The 18,398-nt window shown below is 61.6% G+C and carries 15 protein-coding genes; 5 read left to right on the top strand and 10 right to left on the bottom strand.

Annotated features, from left to right (window positions below; genetic code table 11):
- The first annotated feature begins 49 nt into the window (after positions 1-49).
- Positions 50-391 (top strand): VOC family protein, encoded by a 342-nt coding sequence (locus tag NO934_RS11395; RefSeq protein ID WP_309160085.1) that lies wholly within the window; start codon positions 50-52, stop codon positions 389-391.
- 18 nt (positions 392-409) lie between these two features.
- Here NO934_RS11395 and NO934_RS11390 read toward each other — a convergent pair whose 3' ends face one another.
- Positions 410-691 carry a DUF2312 domain-containing protein gene (locus tag NO934_RS11390; RefSeq protein WP_309160084.1) on the bottom strand — a complete coding sequence of 94 codons (282 nt, stop codon included), beginning with the start codon at positions 689-691 and terminating at the stop codon, positions 410-412.
- A 285-nt stretch (positions 692-976) separates the two neighbouring features.
- Between NO934_RS11390 and NO934_RS11385 the strand changes: the two genes are divergently transcribed.
- Both NO934_RS11385 and pyk read left to right on the top strand, forming a co-directional pair.
- Entirely contained in the window at positions 977-1,414 is a 438-nt protein-coding gene (locus tag NO934_RS11385) for a DUF1036 domain-containing protein (RefSeq protein ID WP_309160083.1), read from the top strand.
- The gene (gene pyk, locus NO934_RS11380; RefSeq protein WP_309160082.1) at positions 1,411-2,847 is read left to right on the top strand and encodes a pyruvate kinase; all 1,437 of its coding nucleotides are present in this window, start codon (positions 1,411-1,413) and stop codon (positions 2,845-2,847) included. The genes NO934_RS11385 and pyk overlap by 4 nt, the downstream gene beginning before the upstream one ends.
- 1,234 nt (positions 2,848-4,081) lie before the next feature.
- On the opposite strand, the gene ykgO is transcribed toward pyk, so the two are convergent.
- From ykgO to NO934_RS11335, 9 genes are all read right to left on the bottom strand, one after another.
- A complete protein-coding gene (gene ykgO, locus NO934_RS11375; RefSeq protein ID WP_014131674.1) occupies positions 4,082-4,207 on the bottom strand; it encodes a type B 50S ribosomal protein L36 in 126 nt (41 codons plus the stop codon).
- 185 nt (positions 4,208-4,392) lie between these two features.
- Entirely contained in the window at positions 4,393-5,421 is a 1,029-nt protein-coding gene (locus NO934_RS11370; protein WP_309160080.1) for a dipeptide ABC transporter ATP-binding protein, read from the bottom strand.
- On the bottom strand, positions 5,421-6,413 hold the full coding sequence (locus tag NO934_RS11365) for an oligopeptide/dipeptide ABC transporter ATP-binding protein (RefSeq protein WP_309160079.1): 993 nt from the start codon (positions 6,411-6,413) through the stop codon (positions 5,421-5,423). The genes NO934_RS11370 and NO934_RS11365 overlap by 1 nt, the downstream gene beginning before the upstream one ends.
- Before the next feature lie 3 nt (positions 6,414-6,416).
- Positions 6,417-7,328 carry an ABC transporter permease subunit gene (locus NO934_RS11360; protein WP_309160078.1) on the bottom strand — a complete coding sequence of 304 codons (912 nt, stop codon included), beginning with the start codon at positions 7,326-7,328 and terminating at the stop codon, positions 6,417-6,419.
- The gene (locus NO934_RS11355; RefSeq protein ID WP_309160077.1) at positions 7,328-8,251 is read right to left on the bottom strand and encodes an ABC transporter permease subunit; all 924 of its coding nucleotides are present in this window, start codon (positions 8,249-8,251) and stop codon (positions 7,328-7,330) included. Before NO934_RS11355 ends, NO934_RS11360 begins: the two co-directional genes overlap by 1 nt.
- Positions 8,252-8,363: 112 nt before the next feature.
- Positions 8,364-9,956, bottom strand: a complete 1,593-nt coding sequence (locus NO934_RS11350; RefSeq protein ID WP_309160076.1) for a peptide ABC transporter substrate-binding protein — start codon at positions 9,954-9,956, stop codon at positions 8,364-8,366.
- A 163-nt stretch (positions 9,957-10,119) separates the two neighbouring features.
- On the bottom strand, positions 10,120-11,406 hold the full coding sequence (locus NO934_RS11345) for an acetyl-CoA C-acetyltransferase (protein ID WP_309160075.1): 1,287 nt from the start codon (positions 11,404-11,406) through the stop codon (positions 10,120-10,122).
- Positions 11,407-11,409: 3 nt separating this feature from the next.
- Positions 11,410-13,377 (bottom strand): 3-hydroxyacyl-CoA dehydrogenase NAD-binding domain-containing protein, encoded by a 1,968-nt coding sequence (locus tag NO934_RS11340; protein ID WP_309160074.1) that lies wholly within the window; start codon positions 13,375-13,377, stop codon positions 11,410-11,412.
- A gap of 65 nt (positions 13,378-13,442) precedes the next feature.
- Entirely contained in the window at positions 13,443-15,926 is a 2,484-nt protein-coding gene (locus NO934_RS11335) for an acyl-CoA dehydrogenase (protein WP_309160073.1), read from the bottom strand.
- 329 nt (positions 15,927-16,255) lie between these two features.
- Between NO934_RS11335 and NO934_RS11330 the strand changes: the two genes are divergently transcribed.
- Together NO934_RS11330 and NO934_RS11325 are read left to right on the top strand one after the other, a co-directional pair.
- Entirely contained in the window at positions 16,256-17,968 is a 1,713-nt protein-coding gene (locus tag NO934_RS11330) for a long-chain fatty acid--CoA ligase (RefSeq protein ID WP_309160072.1), read from the top strand.
- Between the two features lie 3 nt (positions 17,969-17,971).
- On the top strand, positions 17,972-18,391 hold the full coding sequence (locus NO934_RS11325; RefSeq protein ID WP_309160071.1) for a MerR family DNA-binding protein: 420 nt from the start codon (positions 17,972-17,974) through the stop codon (positions 18,389-18,391).
- Positions 18,392-18,398 lie beyond the last annotated feature (7 nt).

Below are 18,398 nucleotides of genomic sequence, written 5' to 3'. Positions count from 1 at the left end.
GATCATGGCTCGACCCTATGGTTGCCCTGTAACGCTATGGAGAAATCCGATGACCAAAATCGTACATATCGAAATCACCAGCGGCGATGTCGACGCGACCGCGCGCTTTTACAGCCAGGTGTTCGGATGGAGGGCCGAGCCCTCCCCGTTCATCCCGGATTACATCATGCTCGACAGCGGAACGGTGACCGGTGCGGTGATGTCGGACACTTACAAGGACCAGAAGGTTATCGCCTGGTACGAGGTGGAGGACATCGACGCCGCGCTCAAGGCCATAACGGCTGTCCAGGGGCGGCAATTGAGTGACATCAACACCATCCCCGGCCAGGGCAAAGTGGTCTACGCGGCCGATATCAACGGCACCGTCTTCGGACTCAAGCAGCCAGGCTGATGCCAAATCGGGGCGGTCTTATTCGGCCGCCTCGTCATATTCGGCCTGGGAACCGGGATCGGCCATGCCCAGGGCGTGCATGTAGAGATCGAGGATGGCTTCCTGCTCGGCGCGCTCGTTGCGGTCCTGCTTGCGGATGCGGACGATCTGGCGCATGACCTTGGTGTCGAAGCCCGAACCCTTGGCCTCGGCATAGACTTCCTTGATATCGTCGGCGATGGCCTTCTTTTCTTCCTCGAGCCGCTCGATCCGTTCGATGAAGGCGCGCAACTGGTCGCGCGCAATGCCGTGGTCAGCCATGAATCACACTTTCCAAAATGAAGGTTGTTGCCGCTTATCAATCCCATCGGCGGGGCGACTTCAAGGCTTCCGATCAAAAACGTGAACCGGGTGTGGAAAGCCGGTTCCCTTGCTATCCAATTTCTGCCCAAACACTGGCCTAGCGCTGGTTTGAGGCGGGCCGGCCGAACGTTGCCGGCCCTCGCCTATAATAGCATGAACCCCTCTGCCCATTGACATCTTTGGACCCGTTGATAACACACCATGGCCCAATCTTTACTCGCGCGACCCAATCCCGTGTTGTCCATGATTCGCACCCTCGTGATCGCTGCCGTAGTCATGCTGCCGGCATCCGTGATGCTGCCGCAGCCGGCCCTGGCGGATCTGAGGGTCTGCAACCAGACCCAGAGCACGATTTCCATCGCCTTCGGCTATCGCGCGGAATCGGGCTGGCAGTCAGAAGGCTGGTGGGTTGCCGGCCCCGAGGCCTGCGCCATCGTCTACCAAGGCGATCTGACCTCGCGCTACTACTACCTTTATGCTGTGGACGACATGGCCGGCGGCGCCTGGGACGGCTCGGTGTTCATGTGCACGCAAGATGCGAGCTTTACAATCTTTGGCGTCGAGGACTGCCTGGCGCGCGGATATGAGCGCACGGGATTTTTTGAGATCGATACGCAGGGCCGTACCGATTGGACCATGCAATTGACAGAAAACAATTCAACCAGTCTGGAGCCGCAATGAAGAGATCGCGCCGCGTAAAGATCGTCGCAACGCTTGGACCGGCCTCGAGCGACCCAAAAGTCATCGAGGAACTGGTGCGCGCCGGCGCCGACGTTTTCCGCATCAATATGAGCCATGCCAGCCATGACCTGATGCGCGAAACCGTCGCCAAGATCCGGGCGGTCGAACGCTCGGTGCGCTATCCGATCGGCATTCTGGTCGATCTGCAGGGCCCCAAGCTCAGGGTCGGCACCTTCGCCGAAGGCTCCACCATGCTGGCCAAGGGCGAGACCTTTACGCTCGACGCTTCCGAAACGCCGGGCGACAAGACACGGGTCTACCTTCCCCATCCGGAAATCTTTTCATCGGTCAAGACCGGCGACCGGCTGCTGCTCGATGACGGCAAGATCGAATTGCGCGTTTCGGCGACCTCGCCCGAAGCGATCAACACCACTGTGGTCTATGGCGGCAAGCTTTCCGACAAGAAGGGCGTTTCGCTGCCCGATACCATTCTCGCGGTCGGCGTTCTGACCGACAAGGACAGGGCCGATCTGCAGGCGGCATTGGCCGAGGAGATCGACTGGATCGCGCTTTCCTTCGTGCAGCGCCCCGAAGACATGATCGACGTGCGCAAGATCGTCCAGGGCCGCGCCGGGGTCTTGGCCAAGATCGAAAAGCCGCAGGCCATCGAGCGGCTCGAGGAGATCATCCGGCTTTCCGACGCCATCATGATCGCCCGTGGCGACCTTGGCGTGGAAATGCCGCTCGAATCCGTGCCCGGCATGCAAAAGCGCATCACCCGCATGTGCCGCCGCCTGGGCAAGCCGGTGGTTGTGGCCACCCAGATGCTCGAATCCATGATTACCGCGCCGGTGCCGACCCGCGCGGAGGTCTCGGACGTTTCGATCGCCGTGTTCGAAGGTGCGGACGCGGTGATGCTTTCTGCCGAAAGCGCCTCGGGTTCCTACCCGGTGCAGGCGGTGACCACCATGAACAAGATCGCCGAAGCGGTGGAGCAGGACGCGCTCTATCCCGGCATCATCAGGAGCCAGGCAACCGAGCCCGAAGCCACCGCTGCCGACGCCATTTCGGCAGCGACCCGGCAGGTGGCGGAAACGCTCGACCTTGCCGCTATCGTCACCTACACCTCTTCGGGCTCCACCGGCATCCGCGCCTCGCGGGAGCGGCCGAGCAAGCCGATCATCGCGCTCTCGCCCAAGCTTTCGACCGTGCGCCGGCTTTCCATCGTCTGGGGGCTGCATTGCGTGCAGACCGAGGACGCCATCTCGCTCGACGACATGGTCGATCGGGCGTGCTCGATCGCTTATGTCGAAGGCTTGGCGCGTCCGGGAGACCGGGTGGCGATCACCGCCGGCGTGCCGCTGGGAACGCCCGGGGCGACCAACATGCTGCGCATCGCGTTCGTGGGACAGGACGGGGCTGGCGGGTCGTAAGAGACTCCCCCGCGTCTGGCCGACTGAGCGGTGCTTTTATCCCCGACCTTCCTCCCTCAAGCGAGAAGGAAGGGGATGAGAAGGCTCGGCATTATCAGCAGCAACCGTGGTGATTGCTGAAGCTCAGCGCCCCCCTCATCCGCCCCCTTCGGGGGCACCTTCTCCCACCAGAGGAGAAGGGGTGGTCCGGGGCAGCGCCTCGGCAGGAATTCCAGCGTTTGCCTGTGGAATAAGGGGGATGAGAGGGTTCAACACATCACCAGCCACCGTGGCGATTGCTGAAGCTCAGCGCCCCCCTCATCCGCCCCCTTCGGGGGCACCTTCTCCCACCAGGGGAGAAGGGTAGTTCCGGGGCAGCGCCAGGAATTCCAGCGTTTGCCTGTGGAAGAAGGGGGGACGAGAGGGTTCAGCACATCACCAGCACCGTGGTGATTGCGGAAGCTCAGCGCACCCCTCATCCGACCGCTTCGCGGCCACCTTCTCCCTCAAGGGGAGAAGGGTAAAGGGGCAAGTCTTGACGTCGGAAGGTGTGGTCGGCTCAGCGCCCCTCTCATCCGCCCCCTTCGGGGCACCTTCTCCCACCAGGGGAGAAGGGGAGGTCCGGGGCAGCGCCTCGGCAGGAATTCCAGCGTTTGCCCAAGAGCCCCCTTCTCCCCTGGTGGGAGAAGGGATGGGGATGAGGGGGGCTCAGCATATCAACAGACGCCGCCGATTGCTAAAGCGCTGCGCACCCCTCATCCGAACCGGCTTCGCCGGCCCACCTTCTCCCTCAAGGGGAGAAGGGTAGATGGGGCAGACATTGACGTGAAGATGCGGCTGGCTCAGCGCCTCATCTGTCCGCTCCGGGGCACCTTCTCGCGCCAGGGGAGAAGGGGAGCGTGGGGCAAGGCTGTGGTGAGAGCCGATACTGCTTGAGGGCGTATTGCTTTATCCCACGCCGCTTTTTTCTCTTTCGTCGTCTTCGGACTTGATCCGGAGACCCGCAGCGCAGGGAAGGCGCTGGAGACGTTTGGGCGCGGAGGGTGCGGGGGACCCACTTCTTCTGAGAAGGTAGAGACGTTGCGGGTCCCAGGGTCAAGCCCGAGGACGACGAGGTGGGGAGGTGAGACCCTTTGGCTGCCGCCCCTGTGCTTTCGCTCCAGTCAAGCTCGAGGTGACGAGGTGGAGGGGCCAGACGATCCGCAACAAAAAGGCCCGCCGAAGCGGGCCTTTTTCATTGCGATCAAGCGGCAGTTTAGCCCTGGCGGGCCTTCATGCGCTTGTTGACCTTGTTGATGATGTAGACGCGGCCACGACGGCGGACCAGCTTGTTGTCCCGGTGACGGGTCATGAGCGCCTTGAGCGAGTTGCGGATTTTCATTTTTATCTCTCAGACAATAAAAGATCGGCGGAGCTCAAGGCACCGCTAAAGATCGAGATCGCCCCCGCTTTTTGCCGGAGCGATCCCAAAGTTGGGCGGAACATAGGGGCAAAGCCCTTAACTGTCAACGCGAGTCGAAAAGCCCGCACCGACAATTTAGGAGGCCCTGCCCGACTTCCGCCGCGTCAGTTGCGGGCCCGCGTGCGGGCGCCTTCGGGATCGGCGGCGATCTCCTCCCAGCGGATGCAGGAGGCGCGCGAGCCGATATCGGTCAGCTCGAGCGGCGGCACCACCTGGGCGCACCGTTCGACCGCATAAGGGCAGCGGGTGCGGAAATAGCAGCCCGAGGGCGGATTGATGGGAGACGGGATTTCCCCTTCCAGCCCCTCGATCCGGTGCTGGCGGGCCTGCCGTGGGTCGGCGATCGGCACCGCGGTCAAGAGCGCCCGGCTATAAGGATGGCGCGGATCGTTGTAGAGCGTCTCGGCCTCGGCCAATTCGGCGATGCGGCCGAGATAGAGCACCAGAATCCGGTCCGAGACGTGCCGCACGACCGACAGGTCGTGGCTGATAAAGATCAGCGTCAACCCGAACTCGTCCTTGAGATCGGCCAGCAGGTTGAGGATCTGCGCCTGGATTGATACGTCGAGCGCGGACACCGGCTCGTCGCACAGGATCAGCTTGGGACCGGTGACCAGCGCGCGGGCAATGCCGATGCGCTGGGCCTGTCCGCCCGAGAATTCGTGCGGGTAGCGGTTGATCATTTCGGGCAGGAGCCCCACCGCATCCATCACCTCGCGAACCCGCTCACGCCGCTGCTGGCGGTTCATATCCGGCTTGAGGGTGCGCAGGGGGTCGGCGATGATCTCGCCCACCGTCATGCGCGGATTGAGGGACGCGAGCGGATCCTGGAAGATGATCTGCAGATCCTGGCGCGCCTTGCGCATCTCGTCCTTCTTGAGCTCGGTCAAATCCCGGCCCAGCCAGACCACCTTGCCGTCATCGGGCTCGATCAACTGCAGGATGCAGCGGCCCAGCGTGGATTTCCCACACCCGGATTCACCCACGATGCCGAGGGTTTCGCCGCGATTGACGCTAAAGCTCACATCGTCGACAGCCGTGAGCATCAGGGGCTTTTTGAAAAGCCCGGCATCGACAGCGAAACGCTTGGTGAGGTTCTGAACGTTCAGCAAAACGCCTGTTTGATCACTCATCAGGCAACCTTTTCATTGGTATTTTTGACCGCATCGTCATGATGGCAAGCCGAAACGCGCCCGTCGGTGCGCGGAATGAGTGCCGGACGATCCTTGATGCAGATTTCCGTGCGGAAGGCACAGCGCGGATTGAACGAGCATCCGGGCGGCAGATGGGTAAGATTGGGCGGCTGGCCCTTGACCGGATCGAGGCGCTTGCGCTTGTTTTCGACACGCGGGGTCGAATGCAGGAGCCCGAGCGTATAGGGGTGGCGAGGGCTGTAGAACAACTCTTCGACGGTGCCCTTTTCCACGGCGCGGCCGGCATACATGACCATCATGTTATCGGCCAGCCCCGCCACGACGCCCAGATCGTGGGTGATCATCACCAGCGCGGTGTTGAACTGTTCGGTCAGCTCCTTGAAGAGCCTGAGCATCTGCGCCTGAACGGTGACGTCGAGCGCGGTGGTGGGCTCGTCCGCGATCAGCACCTTGGGCTCGCACAGGAGCGCCATGGCGATCATGACGCGCTGGCGCTGGCCGCCGGAAAGCTCGTGCGGATAGGCACGGATGACGCGCTTTGCATCGGGCAGGTGCACGGTGCGAAGCATCTCCTCGGATCGCTCGAGCGCCTGCTTGCGGTTCATGTTCTTGTGCCGCACCAGCACTTCGACCATCTGATCGGCGATGCGCATATAGGGATTGAGCGAGGTCATCGGATCCTGGAAGATCATCGCGATGTCCTTGCCGCGGATATCGTCGAGCTCCCTGGGGCGCATGCCCACGAGCTCGGTCCCGGCGATCTTGGCGCTGCCCGATGCCCGGCCGTTGCGGGCCAGAAGGCCCATGATCGAAAGGAAGGCCTGGCTCTTGCCCGACCCGCTTTCACCCACCACCGCCAGCGTTTCGCCGGCCCTTAGGGAGAAGTCCATTTCACGCACGGCCTGGACTTCGCGGTCGTGCAGCTCGAAGGTTACCGAGAGGTCCCTGACCTCCAAAACGTTATCTGCCATGGATTAGCGGTCCTTTGGATCGAGAGCGTCGCGCAGGCCGTCACCGATATAGGTGAGGCACAGCAGCATGCTGACCAGAACGATCGCCGGCGAGATCAGCAGCCACGGCATGACCTCGGCCACCCCGGCGCCGTTGGAAATCAGCGTGCCGAGGGAAGTCAGCGGCTCCTGCACACCCAGCCCGATGAACGAAAGGAAGCTCTCGGTCAGGATGATCTCGGGGATGGTGAGGGTGGCATAGATCACCACCGGCCCGGTGAGGTTGGGCACGATGTGACGCAGGATGATGGTGAAGGGCCCTGCCCCGCCGGCCTTGGCCGCCTCGATGAACTCGCGTTCCTTGAGCGACAGCGTCTGACCCCGCACGATGCGCGCCATTGTGAGCCATTCGAGCAGGCCGATGCCCACGAACAGCAGCACCGGCGAGCGCCCGAAGATCACGACCAGGATGATGACGAACAGGATGGTGGGAAGGGCATACATGACGTCGACGAAGCGCATCATGATCGAATCCACGCGGCCGCCGAAATAGCCGGCGATCGCGCCGTAAAGAACGCCGACCACAACCGAGACCACGGTGGCCACGGTGGCGACGATGATGCTCATCTGCGTGCCTTGGAGCAGACGGGCGAGAAGGTCGCGGCCGTTCTGGTCGGTCCCCAGATAGTGCCCCGCCTCGAAATCGGGCGGCTGGCGGAACGCTGCCCAATCGACTTCACCCACGCCCCAGGGCACGAAGAACGGGCCGATGAAGGCAATAGCAATGATGGCGATGAGCACGAAGATAGAGACCATCGCCGCCTTGTTGCGCGACAGCCTGAGCAGCGCGTCCTGGGTCAGCGAACGGCCCTGAGGCGTTTCGAGCTTTTCGGCATAGTCCGACAGGACTGCGTCTTTTCCAGTCAGGCCGGCCATTAGCGATACCTCACTTTGGGATCGATCCACGCATAGACGATGTCGACCAGCAGATTGAGAATGAGAATGAGCACGACGTAAAAGATCGTCGTTCCCAGAACGAGGCCGTAGTCACGGTTGAGCGCCGCATTGATGAAGTAGCGGCCGATGCCGGGGAGCCCGAACACTTGTTCGACCACGAGCGAGCCCGTCAGAAGGTAGCTCAAGCCCGGGCCGAGATAGGAAACGACGGGCAGCATCGCCGGCTTGATGGCGTGACGCGCCAGAACCAGGCGCTCGCCGATGCCCTTGGATTTGGCGGTTCGCACGTAATTGGTGCCCAAAATCTCGATCATCGAGCCGCGCATCAGGCGCGAGATGCGCGCGGCATGCGGCCAGGCGAGAACGATAACCGGCAGGATGAGGTGCGCGATGGAAAAGCCGGGCCATCCGCCGGCCGGCAGCCAGCCCAGATAGACGCCAACCCAAAGCTGGAGCAGCGCCGCGATGAGAAAGTTGGGAACGATAACGCCGATCATCACGAAGAAGACCAGGGCATAATCGGGCCATTTGTTCTGGTTTACCGCAGCAATGATGCCGGCGATGATGCCGATGGTGGTCGCGAGCACGAAGGCCGTGAAGCCCAGCATCAGCGTGAAGGGCAGGCCGATGGCGAGCAACTGGCTGACCGAGAAGTCGTAGGAGGTCATCGAGGGCCCGAGATCGCCTTGCAGCACGCCGGTGACGTAGAGCCAATACTGCTCCCAGATGGGCTTATCGAGATTGTAGTGCGCCAAAACGTTTTGAAGCACGGCTGGCGGCAGGGGGCGTTCCCCGTCGAACGGGCCGCCGGGAGCAAGGCGCAGCACGATAAAGCAGAGCGTGATCGCGATAAACGCGACTGGTAGCGCCGCAAGTATGCGACGCAGCACATATCTGATCATTGTGAGGTACCGATCTTTTTGCGGGCGGCGCCGGCAAACACAGCCAAAGCCCGTCTCAATAGGGCGTGGCCGCGGGCAATAAACCCGCGGCCACGCGTCTTGTTACATTATCTTAGTCTTCCGACATCGACAACCAACGGGTGCGGTGGATGTCCTTGGCGTTGGGTTCGAAACCGCTGACTTCAGGCGAAACCACGTTCTTGGAAACGTAGTAGTAAAGCGGGAAGGCAGCAGTGTCTCCCATGGCGATCTCTTCGGCCTGGCGCAGGATTTCGGCACGCTCGTCCATGTCGAGGATCGTTGCGCTCTCACGCAGAAGCTCATCGAACTCAGGATTGTTGTAGCGGCCGTAGTTGTAGATGATGTCCGAACGCAGCAGCTCGAGCATGTTGATGGGATCGTTGTAGTCCATCAGCCAGCCCGCACGACCGATGCCGTCGAAATCATTGTTCTGAAGCGCGTCGTAGTGGACGGCGACTTCGGAGTTGAACAATTCGATATCGATGTGCAGCGGCTCCCACATCGCGGCGATCGCCACAGCAACGCGCTGGTGGTTTTCGTCGGTGTTGTAACGGAGCTGCAGGGTGAGCGGATTGTCAGCCGAATAGCCTGCCTCTTCCATCATCGCGACGGCCTGGGCAACGCGCTCGCTGTATTCGAGATCGGCCCATTCGGGACGATATCCTTCGAAATCATAGTTGGCGGTACCCGGCGGCACCCAGCCATAGGCCGGCAATTCACCGGTGCCCAGGATATTGGGGCCGATGACCTCGCGATTGATGGCCATGGACATGGCCTCGCGAACGCTGGGGTCAGCCAGCTCTTCCATGTTGTGGTTGATGACGTAGTAGTAGACGCCCAGGAAGGGAGCAACCTGCGCCTGGCCTGGATACTGGTCCTGCAGGAGCTGGTACTGGTCAGCCGGGAACTCGGTCAGGATGTGGAAATCGCCGGCGCGATAGCGTTGAAAACCTGCCGACAGGTCATCCATGGCATAGTAGTAGACCTCTTCGATGTCGACATTTTCGGCATCGTAATAGGTCTCGCTCTTTTCAGAACGGATATAGCTGTTGGGAATCCACTCAACGATGGTGTAGGCGCCGTTGGAGACGATGTTTTCCGGACGGATCCACTCGTCGCCCAGTTCCTCGACCAAGTGCATAGGCACAGGATAGGCGGTGTAGTGGGTAAGCGCATCCAGGAAGTACGGCGTGGGCTGTTCGAGGGTGAACTCGATGGTCTTGTCGTCAATGACGTTGATGCCCAGCTCGTCGATCTCCATCTCGCCGGCGTTGACCGCCTCGGCGTTCAGGATCGGATACTGAAGATAGGCGTAGTCAGCGGCCATCTCGGGGTCGAGCAGGCGCTTGAAAGCGTATTCGAAATCCTGCGCCTTGACCGGCTCGCCATCGCTCCAGACCGCGTCGTCGCGGATCGTGAAGGTGTAGACCAGACCATCATCGGAGACCGTGTAATCGGCTGCCTGGCCCAGGATGGGCTCGGCATGGATATCCTCGGTCATCAGACCTTCAAGGTAATCGCCGACAATACGGTTCTCCCAGTCGCCCGACACACGGTGCGGGTCGATCGAAGCCGGCTCGCCGCCGTTGAAGATATTGAGCGTTTCGGCCGACGCGGTGCCGGCCATTGCCGTTGCCATGAGGCCGGCAAGGACGCCCCCCGCAAGGACGTGCTTGAATTTCATGATGGTCGTCTCCTTTGACTGTGACGTAACTGATGCTTCCAGCCCATCGGCTGCTCTCCTTGATGAAATGGAGCAGCTCAAATGCGAACCAACTAGGAAAAACTTTCCCCGCTAGTCTAGGAACGGAACCTATCCTTGCTCAATCGGCTTTGACAAGCACTGATTAGCCGGCCCGTTCGACTATAGCGGCAACGCCCATCCCCCCTGCTGTACAGACCGAAATCAATGCGCGTTGTTTTTCAAGTGTATTCAACATCTTGACGGTCATTCCCAAGATGCGGGCGCCGGTGGCGGCAAAGGGATGACCATACGCCAAAGACGAGCCATTGACGTTAATTTTATCCACAGGAACGGTCCCTAGAGGATCATCTCGCCCAAGAACGTCGCGATTGTAGTCGGGATCTTCCCATGCGGCGAGCGTACAAAGTACTTGCGCGGCGAAGGCTTCGTGGAGTTCGAACAAGTCGATATCGGCAAAAGAGAGCCCCGAGCGGCGCATCAGGTCCGAGACGGCGATGGTCGGAGCCATCAGGAGCCCATCGCCATGGGCGAAATCATTGGCCGAAACCGCGCCCATGGTGAGATAGGCCAGCACCGGCAGTCCGCGCTCGCGCGCCCACTCCTCGCTTGCCAGCAGCACAGAGGAAGCGCCATCTGTAAGCGGCGTAGAATTGGCGGCCGTCAGGGTCCCCCTGCCGGATTTCTTGTCGAACGCCGGCTTCATGGTGGCCATTTTTTCAAGGCTGGTATCGGGCCGGACGTTGTTGTCCTTGTAGATGCCAGCGCAAGGGACGACGAGATCGTCATGAAAGCCCGAGTCATAGGCCGCCGCGGCGTTCTGATGGCTGCGCAGGGCAAGCAGATCCTGCGCTTCGCGCGAAATGCCCCATTGCTTGGCCATCAACTCGCAATGCTCGCCCATGGAAAGCCCGGTGCGTGGTTCCTGGGTGGAGGGGGCAACGGGCGCGATCTCGCCCAAATTGAAGCCCTTGAAGGCGGCAAGCTTTTCGCCCGTGGTCCGGGCGCGCGAGAGCGTGATCATGCGCTTCTGCATCCTGGGGCCGAGCACCACAGGGCTGTCGGAAACCGTATCGGAGCCACCGGCAATGCCGCTGTCGATCTCGCCCGTGGCGATCTTGGCGGCAAGAACCAGCGCAGCCTGAAGCGAGGTGCCGCAGGCGATCTGCAGCGTGGTGCCCGGCGTTGCCGGTGAGAGCCCGGCATCGAGCAGCGCTTCGCGGGCGAGGTTGAAATCCTTGGAATGGGAGATGACCGAACCGGCCACCACCTCGCCAATGCGCTGACCCTTGAGACCGTATTTGTCGGCAAGACCGCCTATGGCGGTGGCGAGCATTGAGAGATTGGTCTCGTTTTCATAGCCGGTATAGGCGCGGCAGAACGGAATACGCGCCGATCCCACAATGGCGACTTTGCGCAATGTCTGGTTCATCCTTTAAGCCCTTCCGTCCTGACGTGCCTTGATGGGACCGCCGAGGAACGGCGCGAACCCGGTGCCCAGGATCATTCCGATATCGGCCATGTCGGCGCTCTCAACCACGCCTTCGGCAACGATCACTTCGGCAGTGTCGACGAGCGGCTGAACGAGGTCACGCCCCAGCCCTTCGAGGTTGCCATGCGCGGGCGGTTTCTCCTTGAGCGGCTTGCCATCTTCCCACCTGTAGAAACCCTCACCGGTCTTCCGGCCCAGCTTTCCCGCCGCGATCAGCTTGGCGAAGCGGCTGCTTTCGGGGATTTTCTGCCCGAGTTCCCGCGCAACGAAAGCACCGACATCGAGTCCGACAGTGTCCATCAATTCGATGGGCCCCATGGGCATGCCGAAGGCAACGGCAGCGGCGTCGAGCTGTTCGGCGCTCTCGCCCTTTTCAACCCGGTCCACGGCTTCGAGCATGTAGGGCATGAGCGCGCGATTGACGAGGAAGCCAGGGGCCGACTTGACGATCACCGGGCTCTTGCCGATGGCGAGCACGAAAGAAGCACCCAGCCGGATGGCTTCATCGTCGTTGAGCTTGGAGCGGATCACCTCGACCAGCGGCAATTGCGCCACGGGGTTGAAGAAGTGCAGCCCGATCAGCCGGTTGGGATTGCCCAGCGCCTCGGCGATGCGTTCGAGTTCGATCGATGAGGTATTGGTCGCCATGATGGCCGTTGGCTTGAGCCGCTTTTCGGCCTCGGCGAATATCTGCTGTTTCACCTCGAGCTTTTCGACCACCGCTTCGATCAGCACGTCGCAGCGCGGGATGGCCTTGCCCTCGACGTCCGGCTCGAGCCGCGCCATGGCGGCATCGACCGCCTGCTTTGTCTTGAGCCGCTTCTTGAACAGCTTTCTGGCCCGCTCCAGCGCCGGCTTGATGCGATCCATGTCCATATCCTGGAGCGTCACATAGAAGCCGCGATAAGCGCACCAGGCCGCGATATCGCCGCCCATGACGCCGGCGCCGACCACGTGGATGCGGGTGAATTTGGGCTTGTCCCTGCCCTTGGCGCCCAGGCGCTTGAGGCTTTCGGACAAAAAGAACACCCGGCGCAGGTTCTGCGCCGTGGGCGAGGCCATAAGGGGCACGAAGGCGTCGATCTCATGGGCGATCATCTTTTTGGGATCGTCGCCATACTTTTCGAAAAGATCGATCAGCGCATAGGGCGCGGGATAGTGGTTTTTCGGCGCCTTCTTGCCGGCCTCCTCGCGCATCCTGTCGGCGACGCGCGAGCGGATGGGCCCGAAGGCCATGGCGCGTTTGGCCAGCGGAGCGGGCGCGGAACGGCGTTTGGCCAGCACGGCCTTGCGGCCTTCCCAGCGCAGCATATCCGGATGGCGGACGAGCTTATCCACCAGATTGAGGGCCCTGGCCTGCTTGGCCCGAACGATCTTGCCGGTCAACATCAATTGCATGGCATCGACAGGCCCGGCCTGACGGATCGAGCGGCCCGTGCCGGCAAAGCCGGGGAAGATGCCCAGATTGACTTCGGGGAAGCCCAGACGCGTGGCGTCGTCATTGACGGCGATGCGATAATGACAGGCCAGCGCCAGTTCCAGCCCACCGCCGACGCAGAAGCCGGAAATGCCGCACACGAACGGGACCTTGATATCCTCTATGCGCTGGAACAGAGCATGCGTGCGCTTGAGCGCTTCGGGCAGAACGGCGGGATCGCTCATCTGGTCGAATTCGGAGATATCGGCCCCCGCGATAAAGCCCGATTTCCCGGAAAGCAGCACGACGCCGGCCAACTCTCCCGCCCGGCCCAAATTCTCGAAATGGCCGACGAGGGTTTCGAGCTCGGCGATCACCTCCCGGCTGAGGACGTTGACCGAATTGTCCTTGACGTCCAGCGTCAGCCAGCCGATTCCCTCGATGTCGGTTGAAAATTCCCAGTGGCGGGTCTGCGGCGTATCAGCTTGCGCCAAGGCTCGGCTCCTCTCGTTGCATGCGGTCGGAAGCTAAATGAAGGACGTTTCGTTCCGCAACCGCTCTATTCGGCGGCTGCAGTATAGGCGTTCGCCGGCTGCTGCGTCGAACGGGCCAGCTCCCCGGGTGCAAAATCGTCGACCTTGATGACCCGATCCGTCGCTTCATCCGCTTCACGCAGGATCACGGCTTCCTCCGACGTGATGATCCCTTTCTCGACGGCGTCGGCAATGGCGTCGCGATCCAGCCGCCGGTCGATCTCGCCTTTCTTGAGAGCGCGGAAGAACTTTTTTTCGATCTCGGCGGCAGCTTCGACCTTGACCAGTGCGTCTTCGAGAATGCCCGTGCGGTCGGCCGGATCGAAGGTCACATAGATGCCGCGGGTCAGCCGGTCGCGGAACGTGGATTGTCCGAGCACCGATTTGGCGAGGCGATAGTTCTCGCGGTCCGAGGAAGGACGCGCGCGACGGCCGAGGGGGAAGATCAGGACGCCCAGTGCGAACCGAAGGAACGGGCTGGGGAAATTGTCGATGACTTCACCCAGCCCCTTCTGGATCGAAGCGATGCGGTCGCGGGCGATGGCGTCGATAACCGGGATATCCTCGGGCATGCGGCCGTCATCCTCGTAGCGCTTGAGCGCCGTCGAGAGCAGGTAGAGATCGGAAAACACATCCGCCATGCGGCCCGAGAGCATCTGCTTGCGTTTCAGATCGCCACCCAGGAACGCCACGGTCCAGTCTCCGGCGAGCGCGAAGCTCTGGGAATAGCGGTGAAGCTGGCGATACCAGCCCTTGAGCTCGTGCTCGACCGGGGACGAGGCAAAGCGCCCGAAGGTGAGATTATGCCACCACGAGGCCGTCATATTGCGGAGCATGAAGCCGAGATGGCCGGAGAAAGCCCTGTCGAAATCATGAAGGCCACGGCGCTTGTCCGGGTTCTGCGCCGACTGGACTTCCTTCAGGAGATAGGGATGCGCGCGAAGGGCGCCCTGGGCGAAGGTGATCAGCGTGCGCGTCAGGATATTGGCGCCTTCGACGGTGATCGCCACGGGAATGGTCTGATAGCCGGCAAAGAGATAGTTCGAGGGCCCGTCCTGGACCGCGCGTCCGCCGTGGATATCGAGAGCATCATCGACGCGGCCGCGCATTTCCTCGGTGGTGCGGTATTTGAGCGCCGCCGAGATCACCGCGGGCTTCTGGCCGTCATCGACAATGGCCGCCGTCATGGCGCGCGAAGCTTCGAACTGATAGGCGGATTTGACCATCCGGGCCAATCCTTCGCCCACACCTTCCATGGTGCCGATGGCAATGCCGAACTGGCGGCGGATGCGGGCATAGGCGGAGGTGGTGCGCAGCGCGCCCTTGATCGAAACCGTACCGATAGCCGGGAGCGAAATGGCACGGCCGGTGGCGAGGCACTCCATCAGCATGCGCCAGCCCTGCCCTGCGTATTCGGTGCCCCCGATCAGGAACTCCATGGGGATGAAGACATCCTTGCCCGAGGTCGGGCCATTCATGAAGGCGGCGCGGGCCGGAAGATGGCGGCGGCCGATCTCGACGCCGGGATAATCGGCCGGGATCAGCGCCAGCGTGATGCCGACATCTGTGCCCTTGCCCAGATGGTTGTCGGGATCATAGAGGTTGAAGGCGACCCCGAGCAGGGTCGCGATGGGGGCAAGGGTGATGTAGCGCTTGTCCCAGGAGAGTTTGACGCCCAGAACCTGCTGGCCCTCATAGTCTCCATAAGTGACGACGCCAATGTCGCGCATGCCGGCGGCGTCCGAGCCGGCGTGCGGGCCGGTGAGAGCGAAGCAGGGCATTTCCTCGCCCCTGGCAAGGCGGCGCAGATATTTGCCCTGCTGCTCGGGCGTGCCGTATTTTTCCAGCAACTCGCCCGGGCCGAGCGAATTGGGCACCATGACGGTGATGCCGGCGGCAACCGAGCGCGAGGCGATCTTGGAGACGACCTGGCTCTGGGCTTGGGCGGAAAAGCCCAAGCCGCCATGCTCCTTGCCGATGAGCATGCCGAAAAAGCCGTTATCCTTCAAAAACTGCCAGACTTCGGGCGGCAGATCCATGCGGTTGTGGCGCGTATCCCAGTCGTCGATCATGGCGCAGACCGTCTCGCAAGGGCCTTCGAGGAAGGCCTGCTCCTCGGCGGTGAGGTCGGGCTTGCGGATGGCAAAGAGCTTGTCCCAATCCGGCCGCCCCGAGAAGATCTCGGCATCCCAGCCGACCGTCCCGGCGTCGAGCGCTTCCTGCTCGGTGCGTGAGATGCGCGGCAGGATGGATTTGACCATTTTGTAGGCCGGACCGGTCAGAAGCGCCTGCCGGATGGGGGAAATCGCCAGCAGTGCCAGAACGAGGGCCGGCAGGAGGGCAACGATCCATCCCAGGAGGTTGGAGGAAAACGCCAGCCCCTCTTCGGGGCGCAGCATGGCGAGAACACCGATCACCGCCGCCGCCAAGGCCCATTGCCAGAGCGCAGACTGGCGGATCGCCAGCACGAAAAAAGCGAGAACGCTCAGGATAACAAGTGCCAAAACCATAGGTCAGCCTCCCCTAGCCGGTGCGCGCCACATGCTCCTCGGCACGCCATCAAGGTTTGCTTAGAATACAACGGTGGACGCAAACGTCAACCTGATGCCTTTTAGGTCATCTGACGCACAACGCGCACGATCCCCGCTGACAGTCGTCACCACGCTTCTACAATGCCCGCCATTCCAGTTTCGTTTCACGATCGGCCGCACAGCTCCGTGAACGGAACATTGCCGGAAAGGTAAGGAACCTGGCCTAGCGTGAGGAGTTTGACGCTAACGTCATGCCGTGACATAGTTCGTTCAAACAATACCGGACAAAAGTCCATCGGAGGAGAACAATGGACCACCCCGTCGCCGGCAATCGCCCATGGATCAAATCCTATCCCGAGGGGATCGAATGGGATACGCCGATAGACACCACCCCGGTGCATGAGCAGCTTTCGGCCTCCTGCGCCAAGATGGGCGACGCGACGGCACTGGACTTTATGGGCGCGACCACATCGTTTCGCCGGCTCGGCGAGCAGATCAGCGCCCTGGCCGGGGCGCTGCAGAGCGAACTGGGCATCGGAAAGGGCGATCGGGTGGCGCTGCTGATGCCCAACACGCCCTTTTACATCATCTCATACTTTGCCGTGCTGCGGGTCGGGGCGACGGTGGTCAACTGCAATCCCCTCTATTCGGTAGGCGAACTCAGCCACATCGTCGCCAATTCCGGAGCGCAGACGCTGATCACGCTCGATCTCAAGGTGACGTTCGAGAGCGCTGAAAAACTGGCAAGCCAGGGCCATATCAAAAAGCTGGTGGTCGCCCATTTCCCCAACGCCCTGCCCGGCGTCAAGAAGGTGCTCTACAAGACCCTCAAGCGCAAGGACCTGGCAAAACCCAAAGAGTCTGCGGCAAGTGAAACCATTGTTTCGTTCGAGGACCTTATCGCCCTGGGCAGGACGCCCACGCCGGTCACGATAGACCCCGCCAATGACGTCGCCGTGCAGCAATATACCGGCGGCACGACGGGAACGCCCAAGGGCGCCATGCTCAGCCACGCCAATATCGCGGCCAATATGAGCCAGATCGACAAATGGGGGTGCGGGCTGTTCTATCCGCCTTCCAAGATCGTGGCCATTCTCCCCTTCTTCCACATCTTTGCGATGACCGTGTGCATGAACGTGCCGCTGTGTTCGGGCGCGCAAGTGGTGATGCTGCCCCGTTTCGAGATGAAGGCGTTTCTCTCGCTGATGAAGCGCACAAAGCCCAATGTGCTTCCGGCAGTGCCTACCCTGCTCCATGCCTTGGCCACCAAGGCACCGGCGACGGCGGAAATCCTGGCGCCCATCGAAGTGGCGATCTCGGGCGGCGCAGGGCTGCCCGGCGAGACCCGTGAAGCGTTCGCGAAAAAATCGAAAGCCATTTTGGCCGAGGGCTACGGCCTGACTGAAGCCTCGCCGGTGGTGACCTGCTCCGCCCTTCGCGTGCCCTCCAAGCCCGGCTCGATCGGCCTGCCGCTCCCGGCCACCGATGTGCGTTTCGTGAGCATAGACGATCCGACCCAGGAAATGCCGCGCGGTGAGCGGGGCGAACTGGTGGTCAAGGGACCACAAGTGATGCTCGGCTATTATGGCGACGAGGCGGGAACGCGAGAGGCGTTTACGCCCGACGGTTATCTGCGGACCGCCGATGTCGGCTATTTCGACGAGGACGGATACGTGTTCCTCGTCGACCGGATCAAGGACCTGATCATCTCTTCGGGGTTCAACGTCTATCCACGCGCCATCGAGGATGCGATCTATAAACACCCTGCGGTGGACGAAACCAATGTGATCGGCGTCAAGGACGAGTATCGCGGCGAGGCGCCTGTCGCCTATGTCAAGCTCAAGGACGGCGAGACGCTCACTCAAGAGGCGCTCAAGAGCTTCCTTAAGGACCACCTTTCAAAGCTCGAAATGCCGCGCGAGATCATTTTCAGGGATGAATTGCCGAAAACCATGATCGGCAAGCTTTCCAAGAACGATCTGCGCGCCGATTATGAAAAGACCGTCAAGACCGGGGGATAGACGTTGAACAAGCACGATGCCGAAAAGCGGGATCTGTTCGCCATTGCCGATCTGGCAAAGGAGTTCGGCATTTCCACCCGTGCGATCCGCTTTTATGAATCCAAGGGATTGCTCAAGCCCGATCGGCTGGGCTCGACCCGCGTGTTCCGCCGCCGCGACAGGGCCAGGCTGATCCTCATCCTGCGCGGCAAGCGGCTGGGCTTCACCCTGCGCGACATCTCCGAATATCTCAGCCTCTATGATGCCGACGGGACGCGCACGGCCCAGGTCAAGCTTCTGGTCGAAAAGGTCGATGAGCGCCTGGCGCTGCTGCGGGCGCAACTGACCGACCTCGAGACGACGATCGAGGAGTTGACCGAAATCCGCCAACTGGCCGACGAGCGGTTGCGGCAGGAAGCGGCCGAGGGCGAAGCGAAAAGCTAAGCCCAGA

This window comes from Pelagibacterium sp. H642, from assembly GCF_031202855.1.
Lineage (GTDB): Bacteria > Pseudomonadota > Alphaproteobacteria > Rhizobiales > Devosiaceae > Pelagibacterium.
This window is presented reverse-complemented; position numbering and strand designations above follow the sequence as displayed.